The organism is Serratia sp. 14-2641 (genome assembly GCF_001692375.1).
GTDB classification, from domain to species: Bacteria; Pseudomonadota; Gammaproteobacteria; order Enterobacterales; family Enterobacteriaceae; genus Chania; species Chania fonticola_C.
On the sequence record NZ_LXKR01000055.1, the window covers coordinates 424,030 to 442,999 of the forward strand.

Sequence of the window (18,970 nt, forward strand, 5' to 3'; positions counted from 1 at the left end):
GATGAAAGTCATCAAGGTGCTCAATAACAGCCTGGTGCTGTCCACCGACAGCGATAACCGCGAAGTTATCGTGATGGGCAAGGGCATCGGGTTTAACAGCAAAGTGGGAGATGTGCTGGCTGCGGCCAACATAGAAAAAGTCTATGTGGTGCAGAACGGTCAAACCGGCCACGACCATCTGCGCCTGATAGAAGCCACGCCGGAGCAGCATATTGAACTGGTGCAGATGATCCTCAGGCTGGCTAACAGCCAACTGGGAGGCCGGGTCAACGAACAGATCTTTTTCACCCTGGTGGATCATCTCAGCTTTGCGATTGAGCGCTGCCGTAAAGGCATCATCATTCAGAACCGGCTGTTGCATGAGGTAAAACGCTTTTATCCGCAGGAGTTTGCCGTGGCATTGCAGGCGCTGGCGCAGATCAACGAGCGTTTGGATATCCTGTTGCCGGAGGCAGAGGCGGGGAACATTGCCTTTCACCTGGTCAATGGCCAAACCGACGTGCAGAGCATGGAGCACACGTTGCTGGCGGTGAAGATGCTGAAGGATATCTTCAACATCATCAAATACCATTTCCGTATCGATATCGCCACAGACTCGCTCAATTACTCGCGTTTCTTGCTGCATATGCAGTTTTTCATTCAACGGATGATCGATAACAAACAGGTAAAGTCGAAAGACGATTTCCTGTTCTCGCAGGCGACGAAAGAGTATCCCGATGCCTATCGTTGCGCACTGGTGATCCGTGACTATGTGAAAAATCTGCTGGAAATGGAGATGTCCAACGATGAGCTGCTGTACTTGGTCATCCACCTGACGCGGATTGTCGATCGGGACGATTAAGCTCGATCTTCAGTACGTTCACCGTAGCGATAATGGCTCTGAAATGCATTAGACATCATGGCTTAGCCGCGTGCATTATGCCAGATAACAACTGAGATAATGTGGGAAACGCAATGTCAGAACCTAATGCGCTACAGGGCCATGAAATGGCAAAGCCACCAAGCAATACTCAACTGTTTACCGGTTTTCTGATGCTTGGCCTGATCGGCTTTGGCGGGGTGCTGCCGCTGGCGCGCAGCATGTTGGTGGAACAACGCCGCTGGTTAACTGCTGAGCAGTTCACTGAGCTGCTGGGATTGTGCCAGTTCTTGCCGGGTGGCAACGTCATTAACCTTTCCGTAGCGGTGGGTATGGAGTTTCGCGGACTGCGTGGCGCGCTATGTGCTTTGCTCGGGCTGATCTGCGCCCCAACGGCGATTGTGGTCGGCCTGGGCGTGATTTATGCCCGCTACCAAAACGATGCCCATGTGCAACACGTGTTTGCCGGTTTAGCCGCAGCGGCGGCGGGTTTACTGCTCTCTACCGCGTTGAAAATGTTGTTGCCGCTGTGGGGGAAATGGTTGCCGTTAGCGATTGTCGCCATTGCTTTGGTGGCGATTGCCTGGTTACGCTTGCCCTTGCTGCCTACCATGCTGGTGCTGGCTCCGCTAAGTATTCTACTGGCCTGGAGGAAACCTTCATGATGGCGGTGCTAATCTCGTTGGCGATCATTTTTACCGAGCTTTCACTGATGGCGTTTGGCGGTGGCTTTACCATCCTGCCGGAAATGCAGCGCCAGGTGGTGGAGGTGCATCAATGGATGAGCGCCCAGGAATTTAGCGCGCTGTTCGCCATGGCGCAGGCGGCTCCGGGGCCGAATATGATGATCGTGCCGCTGATTGGTTGGCACGTCGCGGGCTGGGCCGGGCTGTTAGTTTCCTCTGTGGCCAAGTTTGGGCCGTCGTCCATCGTTACCATTTTGGTGATGGGCGCATGGCGGCGTTTTAAAGATAAGCCCTGGCGGCGTATCGTGCAGGTTGGGCTGGTGCCGGTCACGGTCGGGTTGGTTGCCGCCAGCGGCGTGCTGATTGCCCAGGCTTCAGCGACCAATGGGCGGTTAGCAATATTAATTGTGTTAGCGACGCTGCTGAGTATGAATAAACGTATTCATCCATTATGGATCCTGGCGGGCGGGGCAGTGCTGGGATTAGTGATTGGGTGACGCCTTAACGTTCTAAAGGGAGCCGCATGCTGCGCTCCTACGTAGCGATATATGTCATTATATTTATCTTAATTAATCTGTGACGTAATTAAATTAACTAAATTATTTAAGTAAATCACAAGGCTAATAATTCACAACGTTTTTGTGATTAAACTCTAAAATTAAAAAGCCCGCTTTTGTTTTATATTGATAATTTTATGATGATGAGGTGATAATCAACTCGCTGTACTCTGTTATATTGTCAATAACAAGGGGTTTTCTATGGGACTCTTAGGGCTTGAATTGTTGGGGCAGATATCTGACGGTCGAGGAAATAACTGCGGTTCTAACGCTGGCAGTTCATGCTCATGGTAGTCAACTAACATAAACCTTTTAAATGAATGTATACCGGTTATGTCTGACTGGACAAATTTCATGAAAGCAATTGTACGTATACTTGCCTCTTTGGTTAGCTTTTATCTGGCTGCAGCTTTATTAAAAGGGGCCTGCGTGTGGTCGTTGGGTTGGTATGCTGCACCAGCCAATATTTCTCACTTACTGGTTTCTCTCTCGTGCTGTTATGTAGTGGCGAAATTGGTTTTTTGTGTAGTGAACTATTTCTACCCGAAGTAGTAAGCTGTAACCGGTTCAGCACGTTGGGGCGTTGCAGGCTGCGCCTGAGGTTATTAATCTCAAGCCACCCGTTTTGGCAGGTGGCTTTTTTATCACGGCAGTTGACGGTAATCCTCGTCGGATACCGGTTCCAACCACTCATTGGAGGAACCCTCGGCCGGGACCGCCACGGCAATATGCGCAAACCAGCTATCCTGGGCTGCACCGTGCCAGTGTTTGGCTCCTGCCGGGATATTGATTACGTCCCCGGCGGTAAGTTGGCGAGCCGGTTTATTCCACTCCTGATACCAGCCGCGCCCCCCGGTCACCAGTAGGATCTGGCCGCCCTGATGGTGGATATGCCAGTTATTCCGACAGCCTGGTTCAAACACCACATTGCCAATGGCTACTCCTTCGGTGGTCAACATGTTCAGGTAGCTGGTGCCGGTGAAATATTGCGCATAGGCGTCATTTTTTGGCCCTTTGGGGAAAATACCGTTACCGTCAAATTTCTCGCTCATTTCGTCTCCGCCGTCAAATTACGCCTGCTTTCAGGAAGCAATCAAAAAGGGTGGCCGATGTGCTTATGGCCGACAGGAGGAAGTGTATTACAGGGCCGATTCAATGATAAGGTAGCTAAATATGCATACACCTATGCAAATAATTCATTAGTCATGACAATGACCTGCAAGTATGCGGCCTTAGCTGGCAGTGCTCTTGAGGGTAAATATGGGTGGAAAGAGAACCATGAAGCAAGCGTTTAAAAACGGCATATTGGCATTACTGTTGTCCAGCGTGGCAGGGGCCGCCTGGAGTGAGCAAACCCTGGTTTTCGTTCGCCACGGTGAGAAGCCAGACAACAACAGTGGTCAGCTGACCTGCAAAGGCTTTAACCGCGCCTTGGCACTGCCGGAGGTCTTAATCTCCCGCTTCGGTAAACCCGAAGCCATTTATGCCGCAGGCCCCAAGAAAAATAAGCTGGGCAGCTCCATGCGGGCATTGACCACGATTACCCCAACGGCCATTCGGCTCTCACTGCCGGTGAATATCCAGTATCACGCCGATGACATTGCTGATTTGCAGACGGCTCTGCTGGACGATCGTTTCCGCAATGCCGTGGTGTATGTCTCTTGGGAACATCACAACTTGGTGCAGGTGGTAAAAAACATTATCACCGCAGAAGGGGGCGATCCCCAACAGGCGGCCAAATGGCCGGGCAGTGATTTTGACAGTATCTATGTTCTGACGATTGACCATGACGCGCCCGCCAACAAGATCCGCTTCGAACATCAAACCGAAGGGCTTAAGAATGTCGCGGATACTTGTCCAACCGGAATGAAGTGACAATATCAGTGCAGAAATGCAGTCGTCGGAGTCACTAGGGGCGCGGTACGGCGCCCCTATCCATTTAGAAACATTACCCCTTTGATTTTTCCCTATTTCTCAAGGTATAGGCTGGGTGGCACGCCAAGTACACGGCGGAATAGTGCAGTGAAGGCACTTGAACTCCCATAGCCAAGGTCCAGCGCAACGCGAGTAACCGATTCCCCATTGTTAAGGCGGGTGATAGCCGCCAGCAAACAGGCTTGTTGGCGCCACTCAGTAAAGCTCACGCCAGTTTGCGTTCGGAACACTCTGGTGAAAGTGCGCCGACTCATGCCTGCCTCCGCAGCCATTTTGTTGATATCGATAGAAAGAGATGGGTTTTCAATCAGTTGACGGCACAGTCTGGCTAAACGAGGCTCGTCGGGCAACGGAGTATTTAGCAACAGCGACGGCATAGTGGCAATTTCATCAAGCAACAGAGACATGATCTTGCCTTCTCTATTATTCAGGTCATAGAGCGCTGGCAAATCCACTGCCTGTACTAACAGGTTCTGTAGCAGGGGGGATACTCCAACCACCCGACAGCCATCGGGTAGTCCCGCGGCGCGGGCAGCGTCCGGGGTAAAAAATGCGTTCAACATGGTGACAGGGCCACGCATATGCATCTCATGGTCGATGCCAGCGGGTATCCAGCATGCCCGCTGTGGTGGAACAACCAGGTTTTCGCGCGCCGTGAACACGCTGATCGTCCCGGAGGCGGCATAGGCAAACTGGCTGCGACGATGTGTATGGGAGGGAAAAGTCGAAGACGCCGGGTAGTCATTTGCAGTGACTACGGCAATTCGTGGAATGTCTTCGTAGGGGTCGAGTAACGTATTACGCATGGCCCAAACTCTATAATAATTGACTCAATATTGAAAGCGAGCTGGTACTGCGGATCCTACAATGGCCACGGTAAGGAAATCATCTGGCACATTCAGTTTATTAGGAGTCGATATGTCCAACACGTTTCACCGAGTAGGTAGTGGTCCACATCCTGTCATCGTTCTTCACGGGTGGTTTGGTGATTGCCATGCTTTCACGCCAATGGAGGGCGCTCTTAGCCGCGACGAGTTTACTTATATCTTTATGAACTACCGTGGATACGGGAGCATGAGCTCCTCCGCTGGCACTTATAGCATGGATGAAATTGCGATGGATACCTTATCCCTTGCTGATGAGCTTGGATTCGACACGTTTAGCTTGGTAGGCCACTCGATGGGAGGAATGGCAATTGAACGTGTAGCGACTTTGGCTCCTGAGCGCGTGCGTATGTTAGTGCCTGTCGCACCGGTTCCTTCCTGCGGTGTTGCTTTCGACACTGTCGGGCAAGCATTGTTTAATGGTGCGGCTGATAGCATCGAGAATAGGAGGAACATCATCAATCGTAGTACTGGACAGCGCCTTTCACGAGCGTGGATCGACTGGAAAGCTGAGTATTCAATGGCGCATTCGTCCAGAGCCGCTTTTGCCGCTTACTTGAATGCATGGAGCAACACCGATTTCAGCGCGGAGGTACAGGGTTTACCACACAGGGTTAAGGTGCTGATCGGGGAGCATGATCCGACATTCAACACAGATCTGATGCGTTCCACCTACCTTGCATGGTATCCAAAGGCTGAACTGGAAATACTTGAGAATGCCGGTCATTACCCAATGAATGAAGTACCGCTCGCCTTGGCAACGAGCATAGAGAACTTCCTACGGCAGGCCTAATTTTTGAGCGCAGCTAAAAAGCCTTCGGGGGTGACAAGGTTTTAGACCATGGCTATCGATTTATTTTCCGCTGCTTACTTTGATTGTTGCTAATAAAATTACCATATCGCTTTAACGGTTTTCATTATAGGAATGATTAATAGGCATTTACTGTCGAATAAAAAATAACTTGACCTTGATAAAATAATTTAGAATGATAGTCATTATCAACTTCTGGATGGTTATTCTGTGATGACATCATTTGAGAAATGAGTAGATAGGTTATATCACAAACCTTAGCACCTTCAGGCATTTTTATAATGCCTGAACAATCTCTCTTATTTTTATGATTTATTGAAATCAATATTGTAATTTTAAAAACAAGTTCATTACTTACATTTCAGGGGGGTTAATGAAAAATATTCTATTTATCTTTTTTTGTGTTTTTCTTGGCGTTGCCATAGGTTCTATTGCGAGAAGTTTTAACGCGCCTCCGTTATTTCAGTCCTTGGCTATTTCTACTGGCATAGCAATCGTGATGTTTATTTATTATCAAGTAACAGGAGTTTTTAAATGAAAGTCTTAAGCTTTCATGAAATTAATATGGTTTCAGGTGCAGGAAATGTAAACTGGGAACAAGCAGGTAGAGAGGTTGCCGTTGGCGGAGCCACAATCGCTGGCACGGCATTCGGAACGGGTTTGGCTGGCCCATTAGGGCCGGCAATTGGACTAGCCGCAGGGGTTGCGGTGGGAGCATTATATGATGCTGCAGGAAACCAAAACGCCAGTGGGCCAGCCTGGAATGGAATTTGTCGACCTAATAAGCCATTAATATGCATGAGTAAACAAGGTCAATACGAATCCTACTGCAATGGGCTGTAATCTTTCGTGATAGGGGGCAATCATTGAGGTGGTTTACATCACACCTCAATGATTTTTGTGTTAATTCATGGATTATCTTAAGTGGGCAACGGTATCTCGACGCTTATCTTTAATACCGTCACTGAACCCCACGTTTCCATCGATATAGATTGAACATCCCCGGCTTGGAAAACATCACCAGGTTGCCCAGCAGGATCAGGCACAGGCCAATCACCGCATTCAGATGCCACTGGTAACCCTCATACAGAGTGGAGATCGTTAGCGCCACCAACGGGAACAGCAAGGTGCTATAGGCGGCGGCCCCTGAGCCGATGCGGCCTAGCAGGGTGAAATAGGCGGCAAAGGCGATCACCGTGCCAAAAATCGCCAGATAGAACAGCGATCCCAGATAGCGAGTGGTGAATTCGAGCTGCAATGAAGCGCCCTGTGCCAGTGCGATGGCAAACATCAGCAGTGTGCCGTAGCTCATGGCGTAGGTATTGGTGGAAAGCATATCCAGCCCACGGCGTTGGTGGCGCGTGCTGAGCATGTTCCCCAGCGAAAAACCGTAGGTGCCCAGCGCGCTCAACCCGATCCCTTTAAGCAATTCTGGCGCCATCTGGGTCGCCATCAGATCCTGCCAAAATAGCGCCACGATGCCGGTCATGCCTAACAGTGCCGCAGGCAGCAGATTCGGGCTGGGGCGTTGGCGGAAGAAAATCATGCTGTTAACCGCGTTGAACAACACCGCCATCGAGAAAATCACCGATTCCAGCCCGCTGCTGATATAGGCCGCCGCCAGGTAGAAACAGTAAAAGTTAAAGCCAAACACACAGCAACCCTGCAACATGCAGAACAGGTGGTCCCGCAGGCTAATGGCCCGCAGACGGCGTAGCGCCAGCATGGCTAGCCACATCACGGCGGCAGCAAGCAAGAAACGGTAACCGATCGACACGGGGATCGCCACCGTGCCTTGTTGCAGGGTAATCGCAATCCAGGTGGTGCCCCAAATCAGCACAACGGCAAGGTACAACAGCGTATTCATGAGTTCTCCTGTTAATGATGACAGGAGTATTCATCTTTTAGCGCCGTAACGCTTTCAGCCTTTTGCGGCCAATTGCATATTCTTGCGCTTTTTTTGTTAAAAGCGCCCGGTGACAACTGGCATCCCGCGCCGCCACTCTTTAAACTGGAACGGCTTGGATCACAGGAATAGGGCAGCTATGGCATACCTGGCATTTGAAACATTGCACCAACATAAAGCCCGGTTGCACAACAGCGTGCAGCTGGGATCTGGCGTGCAATTGGCAGCCTGGTCAAACTGCAATGACCGTATTACCCAGGAAAGTGCCGATCACCACACCCTCAGCCTGTACGTGGCGGATGGTTATGAGTGCTATCAGAAAGTGCCAGGGGGGTGGCAGAACGGCGGCGGCCCGGATCGCTTTTGCATCATGCCGCGTCATTACGAATCCACCTGGGATGTACGCAGCAATCTCTCCTTTGTTCATCTGTATTGTACCGACCAGCATTTGCGCCATTTGGTGGAGCAGACCTGGGATCGCAGCCCGGCGTCCATCAACGTAGAGCCGCTGTCGTTTGCGGAAGATCCGCAAATCACGCTGCTGTATCGCCAGTTTTTACTTAATCACAATTGGCAAGACAGCGCCAACCAACTAGCACTGAGCAGCGCCTCCACGTTGTTGATGTCGCATATGCTTCAGCGCTACACCCAGTTGCAATGGCGGCTGCCCAGCGTGCGTGGTGGGCTGGCACCGGCCGTGCTGAAGCGGGTGCAAGAGTTTATCTATCACCATCTCGATCAACCATTGGTACTGGCAGACTTGGCTGCTCAGGCGGAATTGAGTGAGTTTCATTTTGCCCGCATGTTTAAACACAGCACCGGGCAGGCACCACATCAGTACGTGATGCAAGTGCGTTTGCAACAGGCGGAGAAATTACTGCGCAACACGCTGATGCCGCTAACCCAGATTGCGCTGGACTGCGGCTTTAGCTCGGCCAGCCATTTTAGCCACCGTTTCAAGGCATTCTATGGCTATACGCCGATACGGCTGCGGCAGCAAAGCCGTTAATCCCTGAGGAGAAAGGATATGGAACAACCCTTTTGTGGTGTTGAGGTACTTTTTGTCGCGGGTTTTGGCCCGATCACCCAAAACACCAGCCAAAGTGCCGCGTTTTATCAGCAAGCGCTGGGGTTGCCGCTCAAGCCAATGGAAGGGAATGAGGACTATCTGCTGACCGAGCACGATGCCTTGGCCGGGGTGAAGCACTTTGCGTTGTGGCCTTTGGCGCAGGCTGCCAAATCCTGTTTTGGTCAGGATCAGTGGCCACAAGATTTACCGGTGCCGCAGGCGTGGATGGAGTTTGACGTGGCGGATATGGCGAAGGCCACCCAAACGCTGCTGGATCAAGGCTATCAACTGCTGGTAGCCAACCGTTTGGAACCGTGGGGCCAGAGCGTCACCCGTCTGTTAAGCCCGGAAGGCTTGCTGGTTGGCGTGACTTTAACACCCTGGATGCGGGCTAACCCATAACCCACTGGCTACCTATGGCACAGCACCATCGGCGGATGGTGCCAAGAACGGTGGTTATGGCAAGGGGAAGGCGGTCGGATTTTGGCTCATGACATCGATGAAGACGTCCTTGAAAGAGGCCCAGAAATGCATAATGCCAGCCAGGTTGAAGGACATACCCATCAGCCCCATCACAAACCAGCAGCTAGTGAACAGCCCCAGGCTGCTGAACACAAACGCCATGCCGTTACGGCTGGCTTTGCGGCACACCACATTCAGTTGGCTGGCCAGAAACATCATCACTGCGCTCAGCAATTCCCAGCGCATCATAATAAAGCCAGTGGCTATGGTACTCATCGGTGGTGATCCTTTGCTACAAACGCCGCATCCATCTCCTGGTATCAGACTCTGGGGAAGAATGCGCATTGATAGACGGTGGTTTAGGTTGTTGGTGTGATCTGCGTCACATTGTAGCATCGGAATAATTGGTGTCTCAATAGTCGTCATGGCCTGTCTGACAAATCACAGCAACATTCCAATATGTTGAAACATTTATGCCAAATCATTAGCAACCTTTTAATGTGGCTCCAGGGTTATTAACGCTATGCTGGCCGGCTTTTCGCACCCTTTTTAGCTATCAGTCAGGCAGGTAAGACTCCGCGCATGGCCCAATTAAAAGATCCTTTCCGTGACCATCCCGCCGAAGAAACGTTGTTCATTCGCCGTGCCTGCGTGGCGATGGTGTTGGTCGTCGCCTGTTTTGCCTTGCTGGTTTACAACCTTTATCAGTTGCAGATCAAACAGCATGCGTTTTACCAGACTCGCTCTAATCAGAACGATATCAAGATGCTGCCGATTGCTCCTCATCGTGGCCTGATCTTCGATCGCAACGGCATCCCGCTGGTGCGCAACATACAGCTGTATCAGATTGAAGTGACCCCCAGCAAGATTGCCAATATGGCAACGCTGTTGCAAAACCTGACGCCTATCGTCGATCTGACGCCGGATGACATCGCCTCATTCCGTGACGATATGCACCACAATAGCCGCTACAAGCCCGTCACGCTGAAGACCGGACTTAGTGAAACCGAGGTGGCTCGTTTTGCGGTAAACCAGTATCGCTTTGACGGTGTAACCATCGAGACCTACCAGCAGCGGCAATATCCTTACGGGGCACAGTTGGCGCACGTGGTGGGGTATGTCTCGCGCATTAATGATAACGATGTTAAAAAGCTGGAGCAGCAGGGATTAGCGCAAAACTATGCGGCCGACCACAATATTGGCAAACAGGGGCTGGAAGCCTATTACGAGAAAGAGCTACACGGCACCACTGGTTATCAGGAAGTGGAGGTGGATAACCACGGGCGTATCGTTCGCCTGCTGAAGGAACAGCCGCCCCAGGCGGGCAAAGATATTTATCTGACGCTGGATCTGCACCTGCAACAGTACATCGAAGGCTTGCTCAAAGGACAACGGGCGGCGGTAGTGGTCGCCGATCCGCGCGACGGAGGCATTCTGGCGATGGTTTCCAGCCCTAGTTACGACCCCAACCCGTTCGTCAAAGGTATTGGCTATCAGGCCTACAAGTCGCTGCTCAGCAACCCGGACTTACCACTGATTAACCGCGTGACGCAGGGGCTATACCCGCCAGCCTCAACGGTAAAACCTTATATGGCGGTATCGGCACTGTTTGCCGGGGTCATCACCCCAACCACCACTTTCTTTGGTGCACCCACCTGGACCTTGCCGGGAACGCAGCGGCACTATCGCGACTGGTTGAAAACCGGGCACGGCATGCTGAACGTCACCAAGGCGATCGAGGAGTCGGCCGATACCTTCTTCTATCAGGTTGCCTATGAGATGGGGATCGACCGGATCCATCAGTGGCTAAGCCAGTTTGGCTATGGCAAGGCGACGGGAATCGATCTAAACGAGGAATATCGCGGCGTTCTGCCGAGCAGGGAATGGAAGCAGCGGGTACACAAAAAAGGGTGGTACCAAGGTGATACCATCTCGGTGGGTATTGGCCAGGGGTATTGGGTCGCTACGCCGCTCCAGATGGTGAAAGCACTGACCACGCTGATCAACAGCGGCAGGGTGAAAACGCCGCATCTGCTGTATTCGATGAAGCAGGGCCGGGAAGTCGAACGCTATCAGCCATCAGAGCAGGCCGTACAGATTGGAGAGGCCAAATCGCCGTATTGGGGGATTGTGCGCAACGGTATGTATGGCATGGCGAACCTGCCTAACGGGACCGGGTATAAACTGTTCCATACCGCGCCCTACCAGATAGCGGCCAAATCGGGGACGTCACAGGTTTTCAGCCTGAAAGAAAACCAGACTTACAATGCCAAAATGATCCCGGTACGCCTGCGTGACCATATCTTCTATACCCTGTTTGCGCCGTATAAAAACCCGCGGGTGGCGATGGCGTTAATTCTGGAGAACGGGGGTGGGGATGGCGTAGTTGCAGGGCCAACGGCCAGGGCAATCCTGGACCATATTTTCGACCCGACCAATGCGCCTACGCCGGGGGATAACGACGGTAGCCTAACGCATCTGGGAGACAGTGACGATGTGCAACATTAAACGCGTATTCCTCACTACAATAATAAAATCAATAAGCCTGCGAAAGCAGGTTTTTTTGTGGCCGCAAAACGTGTGCCGCCACCTTATCGCCATTCAGTCAAATGACGATCCCTAAGTGACTGTTTTAAACAGCTGTAAAATTAAAGCAACAAAAAAGCGTTTGTTTTTACTTTCTTACAAACTGCAACCTTCAGGCAATCTGACTCAGGTTAGACTTAGCTGATAAATAATCAGTTTAAAAACGTAGGCTTAACAGTGGCTCCTCCAACCAAGAAAAACGGTAAAAACTACTCGACGGCGCGTTTTGGCTGGATTTGCGCGGGCATCTTGGTCTGCTTTTTTCTCTTGATGTTCCGGGTCGGCTATTTACAGTTGCTGGAACACCAACAGTTGGCCGATCAGGCTGACCAGCGTTCCATTCGTACCCAGGTGGTGCCCACCAACCGAGCGATGATCACCGACCGTAATGATGCGGCGCTGGCGGTCAGCGTTTCTTCCAAAGATATCGTGTTGGACCCCAAACATATCCTCGACACCCAGACCGATACCAGCACCGAGCGCTGGCAGAGTTTGGCCAACGTGTTGAAAATGCCGCTTGCTGATGTTCAGCATCTGATCCAGGCCAACGCTCGTAAGCGCTTTGTCTATCTGGCTCGCAAGGTGGAGGATGACAATGCGGCCTATATCAGCAAGCTGCACCTGACCGGCGTTAGCACCGAGCAGGACTTCAGCCGTTTCTATCCCATGGGGCAAGACGCCGCCGGGCTGATTGGCATTGTGGGGCAGGATAATCAGGGGCTGGAAGGGATTGAGTTGGGTTTCAATCCGTTGTTGCAGGGTAAAAACGGCCTGCGCGTTTATCAGAAAGACGGCAGCGGTGCGGTCATCGGCGTGATTAAAAGCGTTGACCCAGTGCCGCCACCGAACGTGACGTTAAGCATCGACAAATTTATTCAGTACGTGCTGTTTTCCCAGATCCGCGATGGGGTGATCGCCAACCAGGCCGATTCCGGCTGTGCTGTGCTGGTGAAGGTGAATACCGGTGAGATCCTAGGTATGGCCAGCTATCCCTCTTTCAACCCTAACAACTACGCCAATACGCCGGTGAAAGACATACATAATGTCTGCAGCAGCGACAGCTTTGAACCCGGCTCGACGGTTAAACCGGTGGTGGTGATGGTGGGGTTGGATCACAAGCTGATCCGGCCAGATACCGTGCTGGATACTACGCCTTATACGGTGAACGGCCATCTGATCAAAGACGTGGGCCATTGGTCGAAACTGACCATTACCGGCGTGCTGCAAAAATCCAGCGATATTGCGGTTTCGCATATTGCGTTGGCGCTGCCTGCCACGGTGTTGCCTGCCGTTTATCGCAGTTTTGGCCTTGGGCGGCCAACCGATCTGGGGATTGGTAACGAAAGTAGTGGCTATTTGCCCGCTCACCGCGCGCGCTGGGCCGATATTGAACGAGCTACCTTCTCCTTTGGCTACGGTTTGCGCGTCACGCCGCTGCAGATGGTGCGTGAATATGCCACCATCGGTTCATTCGGTGTTTATCGCCCACTTTCCATCACTAAAGTCACGCCGCCGGTGATGGGGCAGCAAGTCATGTCCGCCGAGGTGGTAAAAACCGTGGTGCACATGATGGAGAGCGATGCGTTGCCTGGGGGAAGCGGCCTCAGTGCCGCAGTGCCTGGCTATCGCTTGGCAATCAAGACGGGTACTGCTGAGAAGATGGGGCCAAACGGCAAGTACGATGGGGGTTATATCAACTACACCGCAGGCGTGGCACCGGCCAGCGATCCGCAGGTGGCCCTGGTGGTTATGGTTAATAACCCCAAGGCAGGCAAACACTTTGGTGGCTCGGTGGCGGGGCCGGTATTTGGCAAGATTATGGCCCAGGTGTTGGAGCATATGAATATCCTGCCGGATGCTCAGCCGTTGAAGGTGGTGGCGGTAGCCAAGGGCTGAGAGGTATTACTTCTCAACCACCCGCAGATCGATTCTGCGGTTTTTGGCACGATTGGCTTCGCTATCGTTAGGCACCAAGGGGTAAGCCGAGCCGTAACCTTCTGCGCTGATACGGCTTTCCCCAATCCCCATTTTTACCAATGCCATGCGTACGGCATCGGCACGATCCTGCGATAAACGCCGGTCCATCTGTTCATTGGCCGACTTGTCGGTATATCCCCCCAGTTGGATCTCCACATCCGGGTAAGCACGCAGAATATCGACGATATTCCTCAGCTGTTCCTGTGATGCAGGGGTTAACTTGGTGCGGTTGGTATCGAACTGCAGACGATCCAGCGTAAACCAACGCTTTTCGCTCGTGGGAGCATTGCTCTCAATATAGGTGATCAGCAGATTCTCGACGCTACGCTGCGACAGCAGGAGCTGCTTGCCATCGGCCAACCGGCGGTAGGTCACATCGCTCTGGCCGCTGGCCTGCATGGGTTGTAACACGCTAAAACCGCGTAGTGAGAACAGCAGCGATACCAATAGCAGCGACAGCATTAGCCACGGCCAGATACGGCGTTTGGGGGGCACCAGCGATCCGGTGCGGGAAACGGCCGGATCGGCTGGGATAAGCGCAGGTAGCTGGTTGAGCACCGCCGTTGGTTGGGCTGCGGCAATCTGCGGCAACTGCCACTCGAGCCAGCCTTTTAACGACGGTGATTGTAGGGAACGTTGGCGCAGATATTGGCCCAACAGGCCAAACACCACCGCGGAGGCCACGGAAAACAGCCGCTCAGCGACCTGTTTTTCCAGCACATAAAAGCTGACAAACAGCTGGGTGAGGTGCTTCACTTTGTGGCCAAGCACCATCGTCAGCAATGCTGGGCTGAATTTGCCCAGTGCTTCATCCAGAAAAGGCAATTCGAAGGGGGGAGTACGCCCGACCAACTGGCGGAAACGGAGAGAGTTGCTATTGCGATGCAGGTAGTCGCGGGTCTTTTGCAGGATCAAGGCCCCCATACCGTTAAGGCACAGCGCGATCTTTTCCTTAGCCGTTACCAGCTTTTGTTCCAACACTGTCAGCACCTGGGGCGAGATCGCCGCCATTTGCTGGTTAATGACATTTCCCATCTGGTACATCCGAACCTCCATTTCATCTGCGCGTATTCTGCACCGCAGAGTATGGTCAGTTCAACTTGTTAAACTACGAAACTAACATGGATAAGTCTGATATTTCAGCCTGACTAGGGTGTTTTCATAGCCTGACCGATTCTGCTGGTGAATCCGGGCCCGAGCTCTGTCGAGCAGAGTAACAGACTGGCCTGCTAAGCCGAAGAGATTAATGATTAAAAAATGAGTAGCGAAGCGGAAAGGAAGGTTGTGTCTCCCGAAGCCCTGGCTTGCCAAAGGTGATGTTCGCTTGACACTGGTTCTTTTGGGGCTGAATTTGAATTTTAGCGGTGCATTATTGTTTGAAAACGCTTCCTGTTTAAACATCATGCGTCAACTCAATGCAAGACATGATGAGAAACCCTCCGACATTTTTCGGTCACCAAGATAAATTAGAGAGGGTGGAAGTTTAATGATCGCTATTTTTTAAATAGGATGAAAGGTAAAAATACTTTAAATCAGGTTATTTCTTGAATTAACCTCAATCAAATCTTTTGTTATTTTGAATGCTCCTGTCCTGCAGGATTATTCTTGCAAAAATAAATTCCCTTTAATTAATAAAAAAATAACACATCCGACCAAGTAAAGTGGTGTTATGGATTTTTATTCTTCATTATGGCTTTGCAATTAGAATAATATTCTATTTTATTTATTGGCGGTGTTTTTTACTGGGGTTTTATTGATTGTTTTAAACATTTCGCGATAACATTCTCGTTAAGCAATGCAGACAACACCCTATTGCAATATTATTGCCTTATAGGGGCTACCATCATTGCCATATTGTATCTGCATATTATGTCGCTTTCACACGAAGCTGTTTCAATGGATTTGACGATGGGAGTCAGAAAGGATGAATCTTGGTGTGGATATTATTGAGATCGCACGGGTAAATACCGCATTAATGCGAAGTGGCAATAGGCTGGTACAGCGTTTGTTAACCCCGTCAGAGCAGCAGGCTCTGGGGGATTTGGCCGAGAACGTCGAACGGTTGGCCGGTTTCTGGGCTGCCAAGGAAGCGGCGGTGAAGGCGCTTGGTACCGGGTTCCGCCTGGGGATCTTATTCCACAACATCGAAATTAGACACGATGAGTTGGGCGGCCCTTATTATTTTTTCAGCGGTGAATTTGCCAGGCTGATGCAGGAGAAAAAATTGACTCGTGCCACGCTGAGTATTTCTCATTGTCAATCGCATGCCATTGCCGCAGCGGCATTGGGCTAATTATAGAATAAGGGAATATCTATGTCTCACTATCCCGACATCGGGGGTAAAAATGTGGTTGTCACCGGCGCCAGTGGTGATATTGGCCTAGCCATTTGTGAGAAATATCTCGAGCAGCAGGCTAAGGTTTTTGCTATTTACCATCATGATAATAGCGGTTTGGGAAAATTAAAAACCTCCCATCCGCAAGGTGACAACCTGCATATCATGCAGTGTAATGTTGCCGATGTCAGCGAGGTCTCCAGCCTGGCCAATGAGCTTGGGAAACAGGCTCATGAGGTGCATGTGCTGATTAATAATGCCGGGATATACAAAGACAACGTATTTTCCGCGCTGACATATGAGGAGTTTGATCAGGTTATCAAAGTCAATCTGTATGGCACCTTTACCATGACCAAACGGCTGTTGCCATTATTGCGTCACGCCCGCAATTCAACAGTGGTAAATATATCTTCGATATCCGGCATCACCTCCAGCTTTGGCCAGAGCAATTACAGCGCCGCCAAGGCTGGCATTATTGGCCTTACCCGCACCCTGGCCAGCGAAATGGCCTCAAAGGGGATCCGCGTCAATGCCGTGGCACCGGGGATGATTGAATCCAGAATGGTAAAAAAAGTGCCGCGCCAGATAGTGCGCAACGTAATGTCTGCTATCCCGTTGAAACGTCTTGGTCGTGTCGACGAGATCGCCAACGTGGTGGCTTTCTTAAGTTCAGACGCATCCAGCTATATCGTTGGTCAGACCTTGGTGGCTGATGGCGGCCTGGTGATGCGTTAACCGACAGGAATGTTGTATGGCTAATTATAACAAGAGCTTAGTCCAGCCCAATCTGCTGCTAAAAATGGGGTCCTGGCGTGCACCGATATTTATGGTTGACCGCATCGTGGACTTTTCACCGGGGGAAAGGGGCTCGATTACCGTGATCAAGCACGTCACCTTTAATGAATCCTATATTCCGGGGCATTTTCCAGACAACCCGGTAATGCCTGGCGTGATGATCGCCGAGATCTTCGGCCAGTCTAGTGAATACCTGAGTCTGCTGAACGATTTCTGCCAGTTGCATGAGCGTGAAACCCAGCAACCGTTGAAGAAATTTGATGAGGTATCACGTGCGCTGCAGACGCCAGAAGGCACGGCACGAGTGATAGCCGAACGGGCGCGCGTGTTAGGCGTGCTGGCCTCTCAGGACGTCAAATACAAAAGCATGGTTGCGCCTGGCGACACCATTGAAGTCAACAGCCGCTTGGCGTTCGCCGATATGAACGGGTTTCACCACTACGAAGTGGAGGCGCGGGTTGGCCGGAATGTGGCGTGCGTCGGGCGGATTGTCAATTTTCGTACCGATCGCATTCTGGCTGAAGGCAAAGGTATGTACGTTTAACTAACAGGGAGTAATACCGCTATGAGCAACATCGCGCTTATTGAAAGGATTGAACAGCGCAAATCTGTGCTGGAGAAAATCAAAACGGGGCTAATAGAACGCCTGAACCTCTATCAGAAAGTCAATCAGATTGACGATGACACACCGCTGTTTGGTAGCGGGTTGAAGCTGGATTCGGTGGATGCCACCGAGGTCGTCGTGTTGCTGGATGAAATCTTCGGCATCCGTGTGACAGAAGGTGACGATCCTTCCTACATGCGTAGCGTCAACACCCTCACTTCGTTTGTTATTGGCAAGCAGGGGGAAACCACCAACGGAACAGCAACAGGAGCGGACAAGGAATGACCAAACTCACTGACATTCATCGGCAGCACGGGGCGGTAATGGGGGAGCGTAACGGCGTTGCCATTCCCCTGAGTTATTTTGCAGCGGATGAGGAGCACAAGGCGGTACGTCAACACATTCTGCTGTCCGACTACTCCCATTTTGGCATCGCGGCTATCAACGGTGACAGCGCTTGGTCGTTGCTCAACCAGTTGGTTTCCGGCGATGTTTCATCGATCCGGGATGAGCAAGCCATGTACAGCCTGATCCTCGATGATGCAGGCAATATCATTACCGACCTGTATATCGCCTGTGATGACGAACGTTTTCTGTTGCTGTCGGAGTGGGTCAGCGGTGAAACGCTGTGCGACATGCTGCGAGCCAAGCTGGCAGGCAATGAAGAAGAGTTTGAGGATATCGACTCGATCGAATCGCTAACGCCAGAGTGGGGCATGTTGCACTTTGAAGGGCCATACGCCTGGGAACTGTTGGCTGAAGTCTATGGGATGGACGTGATTGGCTTGCCATACCAGGAACACATGCACGTTGAGGACGATCTGATCCTGCTGCGCAGCGGAAAACATGGCGAGTACTCTTACAAACTGATGGGGCCACAGGATCTGCTGGCCAACGTTTGGACCCAGATGCTGGAGGCTGGCGAAAGGTATGACATGCGTACCGGCGGGCTGAACTACCAGCGGAAAGTGCGCCTGGAAAATCCTTGCTGGGAACCAGGTATGTTCAACGCCTACACCGGCTGCCCGATCGCATTGCAAATGCAATGGGCAGTGCGCTACGACAAAGAAGCTTTCACCGGCCTGGCAAGTTTGAGTGACCGCGTAGAGCAGGGCATCAGCCACCGTATCGTGGGGATGAGCATTGCCGGGAAACCGGACGCCATCCCGCAACGCGGCGACAAAGTGATGTTTGACGGTAACTGCATCGGTGAAGTGATCGTCTGCGACTATTCGGCAGATCTGCAAGCCTGTCTGGGCCGTTTGTTCGTGACCGACGCCTGGGCTTGGGCAGACATTGATGGCTATCACGTGGTGACGGCTAATGGCCCGGTGGCGGTAACAACGTCGGCGGTGCCTTTCGCCCGTAACTACAGCTTCCTGATTAATCCTTCTGAACACAGTTATGTCGACAGCTCGCGCCCACGCGATCTGCTGCAACAGCTTGAATGGCAAAAACTCAGAGAAGAGAACGAGTAAGCCGAACACCCCCTTAAGCATCACGC

The 18,970-nt window shown here is 51.6% G+C and carries 21 protein-coding genes; 16 read left to right on the top strand and 5 right to left on the bottom strand.

Translation table 11 applies throughout. The annotated features are described in order from the left end of the window. The first annotated feature begins 1 nt into the window (after position 1). The 3 genes from A6U95_RS20600 (at position 2) to A6U95_RS20610 (ending at position 2,042) form a co-directional block, all read left to right on the top strand. Positions 2-841, top strand: coding sequence for a PRD domain-containing protein (locus A6U95_RS20600; RefSeq protein WP_065685853.1), 840 nt, complete (start codon positions 2-4; stop codon positions 839-841). A gap of 113 nt (positions 842-954) precedes the next feature. Next, the gene (locus tag A6U95_RS20605; protein WP_065685797.1) at positions 955-1,524 is read left to right on the top strand and encodes a chromate transporter; all 570 of its coding nucleotides are present in this window, start codon (positions 955-957) and stop codon (positions 1,522-1,524) included. Continuing rightward, the gene (locus A6U95_RS20610; protein WP_065685798.1) at positions 1,521-2,042 is read left to right on the top strand and encodes a chromate transporter; all 522 of its coding nucleotides are present in this window, start codon (positions 1,521-1,523) and stop codon (positions 2,040-2,042) included. Before A6U95_RS20605 ends, A6U95_RS20610 begins: the two co-directional genes overlap by 4 nt. Positions 2,043-2,746: 704 nt before the next feature. Here A6U95_RS20610 and A6U95_RS20615 read toward each other — a convergent pair. Continuing rightward, positions 2,747-3,154 carry a cupin domain-containing protein gene (locus tag A6U95_RS20615; RefSeq protein ID WP_065685799.1) on the bottom strand — a complete coding sequence of 136 codons (408 nt, stop codon included), beginning with the start codon at positions 3,152-3,154 and terminating at the stop codon, positions 2,747-2,749. Positions 3,155-3,380: 226 nt separating this feature from the next. On the opposite strand from A6U95_RS20615, the gene A6U95_RS20620 reads away from it, so the two are divergent. Then, positions 3,381-3,977: a histidine phosphatase family protein gene (locus A6U95_RS20620; RefSeq protein ID WP_065685800.1), complete on the top strand. Its 597-nt coding sequence runs from the start codon at positions 3,381-3,383 to the stop codon at positions 3,975-3,977. Positions 3,978-4,069: 92 nt separating this feature from the next. Here the strand turns inward: A6U95_RS20620 and A6U95_RS20625 are convergent, their stop codons facing one another. Further along, positions 4,070-4,843 carry a helix-turn-helix transcriptional regulator gene (locus tag A6U95_RS20625; RefSeq protein WP_065685801.1) on the bottom strand — a complete coding sequence of 258 codons (774 nt, stop codon included), beginning with the start codon at positions 4,841-4,843 and terminating at the stop codon, positions 4,070-4,072. A 112-nt stretch (positions 4,844-4,955) separates the two neighbouring features. On the opposite strand from A6U95_RS20625, the gene A6U95_RS20630 reads away from it, so the two are divergent. The 3 genes from A6U95_RS20630 (at position 4,956) to A6U95_RS20635 (ending at position 6,575) form a co-directional block, all read left to right on the top strand. Beyond that, on the top strand, positions 4,956-5,714 hold the full coding sequence (locus tag A6U95_RS20630) for an alpha/beta hydrolase (protein WP_065685802.1): 759 nt from the start codon (positions 4,956-4,958) through the stop codon (positions 5,712-5,714). 391 nt (positions 5,715-6,105) lie between these two features. Beyond that, positions 6,106-6,270 (top strand): hypothetical protein, encoded by a 165-nt coding sequence (locus A6U95_RS31125; RefSeq protein ID WP_158006230.1) that lies wholly within the window; start codon positions 6,106-6,108, stop codon positions 6,268-6,270. Next, positions 6,267-6,575 (top strand): colicin V family bacteriocin, encoded by a 309-nt coding sequence (locus tag A6U95_RS20635; protein ID WP_065685803.1) that lies wholly within the window; start codon positions 6,267-6,269, stop codon positions 6,573-6,575. The genes A6U95_RS31125 and A6U95_RS20635 overlap by 4 nt, the downstream gene beginning before the upstream one ends. Before the next feature lie 118 nt (positions 6,576-6,693). Here A6U95_RS20635 and A6U95_RS20640 read toward each other — a convergent pair whose 3' ends face one another. Beyond that, on the bottom strand, positions 6,694-7,599 hold the full coding sequence (locus A6U95_RS20640) for an EamA family transporter (RefSeq protein WP_024530956.1): 906 nt from the start codon (positions 7,597-7,599) through the stop codon (positions 6,694-6,696). Between the two features lie 178 nt (positions 7,600-7,777). Here A6U95_RS20640 and A6U95_RS20645 point away from each other — a divergent pair, with 178 nt between their 5' ends. Together A6U95_RS20645 and A6U95_RS20650 are read left to right on the top strand one after the other, a co-directional pair. Then, a complete protein-coding gene (locus tag A6U95_RS20645; protein WP_065685804.1) occupies positions 7,778-8,647 on the top strand; it encodes an AraC family transcriptional regulator in 870 nt (289 codons plus the stop codon). A gap of 18 nt (positions 8,648-8,665) precedes the next feature. Then, positions 8,666-9,109: a glyoxalase/bleomycin resistance/dioxygenase family protein gene (locus tag A6U95_RS20650; protein WP_065685805.1), complete on the top strand. Its 444-nt coding sequence runs from the start codon at positions 8,666-8,668 to the stop codon at positions 9,107-9,109. A 54-nt stretch (positions 9,110-9,163) separates the two neighbouring features. Here A6U95_RS20650 and A6U95_RS20655 read toward each other — a convergent pair whose 3' ends face one another. Then, the gene (locus A6U95_RS20655; RefSeq protein ID WP_024530953.1) at positions 9,164-9,445 is read right to left on the bottom strand and encodes a YjcB family protein; all 282 of its coding nucleotides are present in this window, start codon (positions 9,443-9,445) and stop codon (positions 9,164-9,166) included. Between the two features lie 306 nt (positions 9,446-9,751). Between A6U95_RS20655 and mrdA the strand changes: the two genes are divergently transcribed. Together mrdA and A6U95_RS20665 are read left to right on the top strand one after the other, a co-directional pair. Beyond that, entirely contained in the window at positions 9,752-11,677 is a 1,926-nt protein-coding gene (gene mrdA / locus A6U95_RS20660) for a penicillin-binding protein 2 (protein ID WP_065685806.1), read from the top strand. Between the two features lie 255 nt (positions 11,678-11,932). Beyond that, positions 11,933-13,651 (top strand): penicillin-binding transpeptidase domain-containing protein, encoded by a 1,719-nt coding sequence (locus tag A6U95_RS20665; protein ID WP_046808264.1) that lies wholly within the window; start codon positions 11,933-11,935, stop codon positions 13,649-13,651. 6 nt (positions 13,652-13,657) lie between these two features. Here the strand turns inward: A6U95_RS20665 and A6U95_RS20670 are convergent, their stop codons facing one another. After that, entirely contained in the window at positions 13,658-14,776 is a 1,119-nt protein-coding gene (locus A6U95_RS20670) for an OmpA family protein (protein ID WP_065685807.1), read from the bottom strand. Between the two features lie 880 nt (positions 14,777-15,656). Between A6U95_RS20670 and acpS the strand changes: the two genes are divergently transcribed. From acpS to A6U95_RS20695, 5 genes are read left to right on the top strand one after another with little or no spacing between them, the layout of a single operon-like run. Further along, a complete protein-coding gene (acpS, locus tag A6U95_RS20675; RefSeq protein WP_065685808.1) occupies positions 15,657-16,025 on the top strand; it encodes a holo-ACP synthase in 369 nt (122 codons plus the stop codon). Between the two features lie 21 nt (positions 16,026-16,046). Continuing rightward, complete coding sequence (locus A6U95_RS20680; protein ID WP_065685809.1) at positions 16,047-16,802, top strand: SDR family NAD(P)-dependent oxidoreductase; 756 nt, start codon at positions 16,047-16,049, stop codon at positions 16,800-16,802. A 16-nt stretch (positions 16,803-16,818) separates the two neighbouring features. After that, on the top strand, positions 16,819-17,406 hold the full coding sequence (locus A6U95_RS20685; RefSeq protein WP_021806448.1) for a 3-hydroxyacyl-ACP dehydratase FabZ family protein: 588 nt from the start codon (positions 16,819-16,821) through the stop codon (positions 17,404-17,406). Positions 17,407-17,427: 21 nt separating this feature from the next. Continuing rightward, on the top strand, positions 17,428-17,751 hold the full coding sequence (locus A6U95_RS20690) for a phosphopantetheine-binding protein (RefSeq protein WP_065685810.1): 324 nt from the start codon (positions 17,428-17,430) through the stop codon (positions 17,749-17,751). Continuing rightward, positions 17,748-18,944 (top strand): aminomethyltransferase family protein, encoded by a 1,197-nt coding sequence (locus A6U95_RS20695; protein WP_065685811.1) that lies wholly within the window; start codon positions 17,748-17,750, stop codon positions 18,942-18,944. The genes A6U95_RS20690 and A6U95_RS20695 overlap by 4 nt, the downstream gene beginning before the upstream one ends. Positions 18,945-18,970 lie beyond the last annotated feature (26 nt).

What these genes read in the sequence shown, in the direction of transcription:
- A6U95_RS20600 (WP_065685853.1), top strand. Translation starts at nt 2, where the DNA reads ATGAAAGTCATCAAGGTGCTCAATAACAGCCTGGTGCTGTCCACCGAC.
- A6U95_RS20605 (WP_065685797.1), top strand. Translation starts at nt 955, where the DNA reads ATGTCAGAACCTAATGCGCTACAGGGCCATGAAATGGCAAAGCCACCA.
- A6U95_RS20610 (WP_065685798.1), top strand. Translation starts at nt 1,521, where the DNA reads ATGATGGCGGTGCTAATCTCGTTGGCGATCATTTTTACCGAGCTTTCA.
- A6U95_RS20615 (WP_065685799.1), bottom strand. Translation starts at nt 3,154, where the DNA reads ATGAGCGAGAAATTTGACGGTAACGGTATTTTCCCCAAAGGGCCAAAA.
- A6U95_RS20620 (WP_065685800.1), top strand. Translation starts at nt 3,381, where the DNA reads ATGAAGCAAGCGTTTAAAAACGGCATATTGGCATTACTGTTGTCCAGC.
- A6U95_RS20625 (WP_065685801.1), bottom strand. Translation starts at nt 4,843, where the DNA reads ATGCGTAATACGTTACTCGACCCCTACGAAGACATTCCACGAATTGCC.
- A6U95_RS20630 (WP_065685802.1), top strand. Translation starts at nt 4,956, where the DNA reads ATGTCCAACACGTTTCACCGAGTAGGTAGTGGTCCACATCCTGTCATC.
- A6U95_RS31125 (WP_158006230.1), top strand. Translation starts at nt 6,106, where the DNA reads ATGAAAAATATTCTATTTATCTTTTTTTGTGTTTTTCTTGGCGTTGCC.
- A6U95_RS20635 (WP_065685803.1), top strand. Translation starts at nt 6,267, where the DNA reads ATGAAAGTCTTAAGCTTTCATGAAATTAATATGGTTTCAGGTGCAGGA.
- A6U95_RS20640 (WP_024530956.1), bottom strand. Translation starts at nt 7,599, where the DNA reads ATGAATACGCTGTTGTACCTTGCCGTTGTGCTGATTTGGGGCACCACC.
- A6U95_RS20645 (WP_065685804.1), top strand. Translation starts at nt 7,778, where the DNA reads ATGGCATACCTGGCATTTGAAACATTGCACCAACATAAAGCCCGGTTG.
- A6U95_RS20650 (WP_065685805.1), top strand. Translation starts at nt 8,666, where the DNA reads ATGGAACAACCCTTTTGTGGTGTTGAGGTACTTTTTGTCGCGGGTTTT.
- A6U95_RS20655 (WP_024530953.1), bottom strand. Translation starts at nt 9,445, where the DNA reads ATGAGTACCATAGCCACTGGCTTTATTATGATGCGCTGGGAATTGCTG.
- mrdA (WP_065685806.1), top strand. Translation starts at nt 9,752, where the DNA reads ATGGCCCAATTAAAAGATCCTTTCCGTGACCATCCCGCCGAAGAAACG.
- A6U95_RS20670 (WP_065685807.1), bottom strand. Translation starts at nt 14,776, where the DNA reads ATGTACCAGATGGGAAATGTCATTAACCAGCAAATGGCGGCGATCTCG.
- acpS (WP_065685808.1), top strand. Translation starts at nt 15,657, where the DNA reads ATGAATCTTGGTGTGGATATTATTGAGATCGCACGGGTAAATACCGCA.
- A6U95_RS20680 (WP_065685809.1), top strand. Translation starts at nt 16,047, where the DNA reads ATGTCTCACTATCCCGACATCGGGGGTAAAAATGTGGTTGTCACCGGC.
- A6U95_RS20685 (WP_021806448.1), top strand. Translation starts at nt 16,819, where the DNA reads ATGGCTAATTATAACAAGAGCTTAGTCCAGCCCAATCTGCTGCTAAAA.
- A6U95_RS20690 (WP_065685810.1), top strand. Translation starts at nt 17,428, where the DNA reads ATGAGCAACATCGCGCTTATTGAAAGGATTGAACAGCGCAAATCTGTG.
- A6U95_RS20695 (WP_065685811.1), top strand. Translation starts at nt 17,748, where the DNA reads ATGACCAAACTCACTGACATTCATCGGCAGCACGGGGCGGTAATGGGG.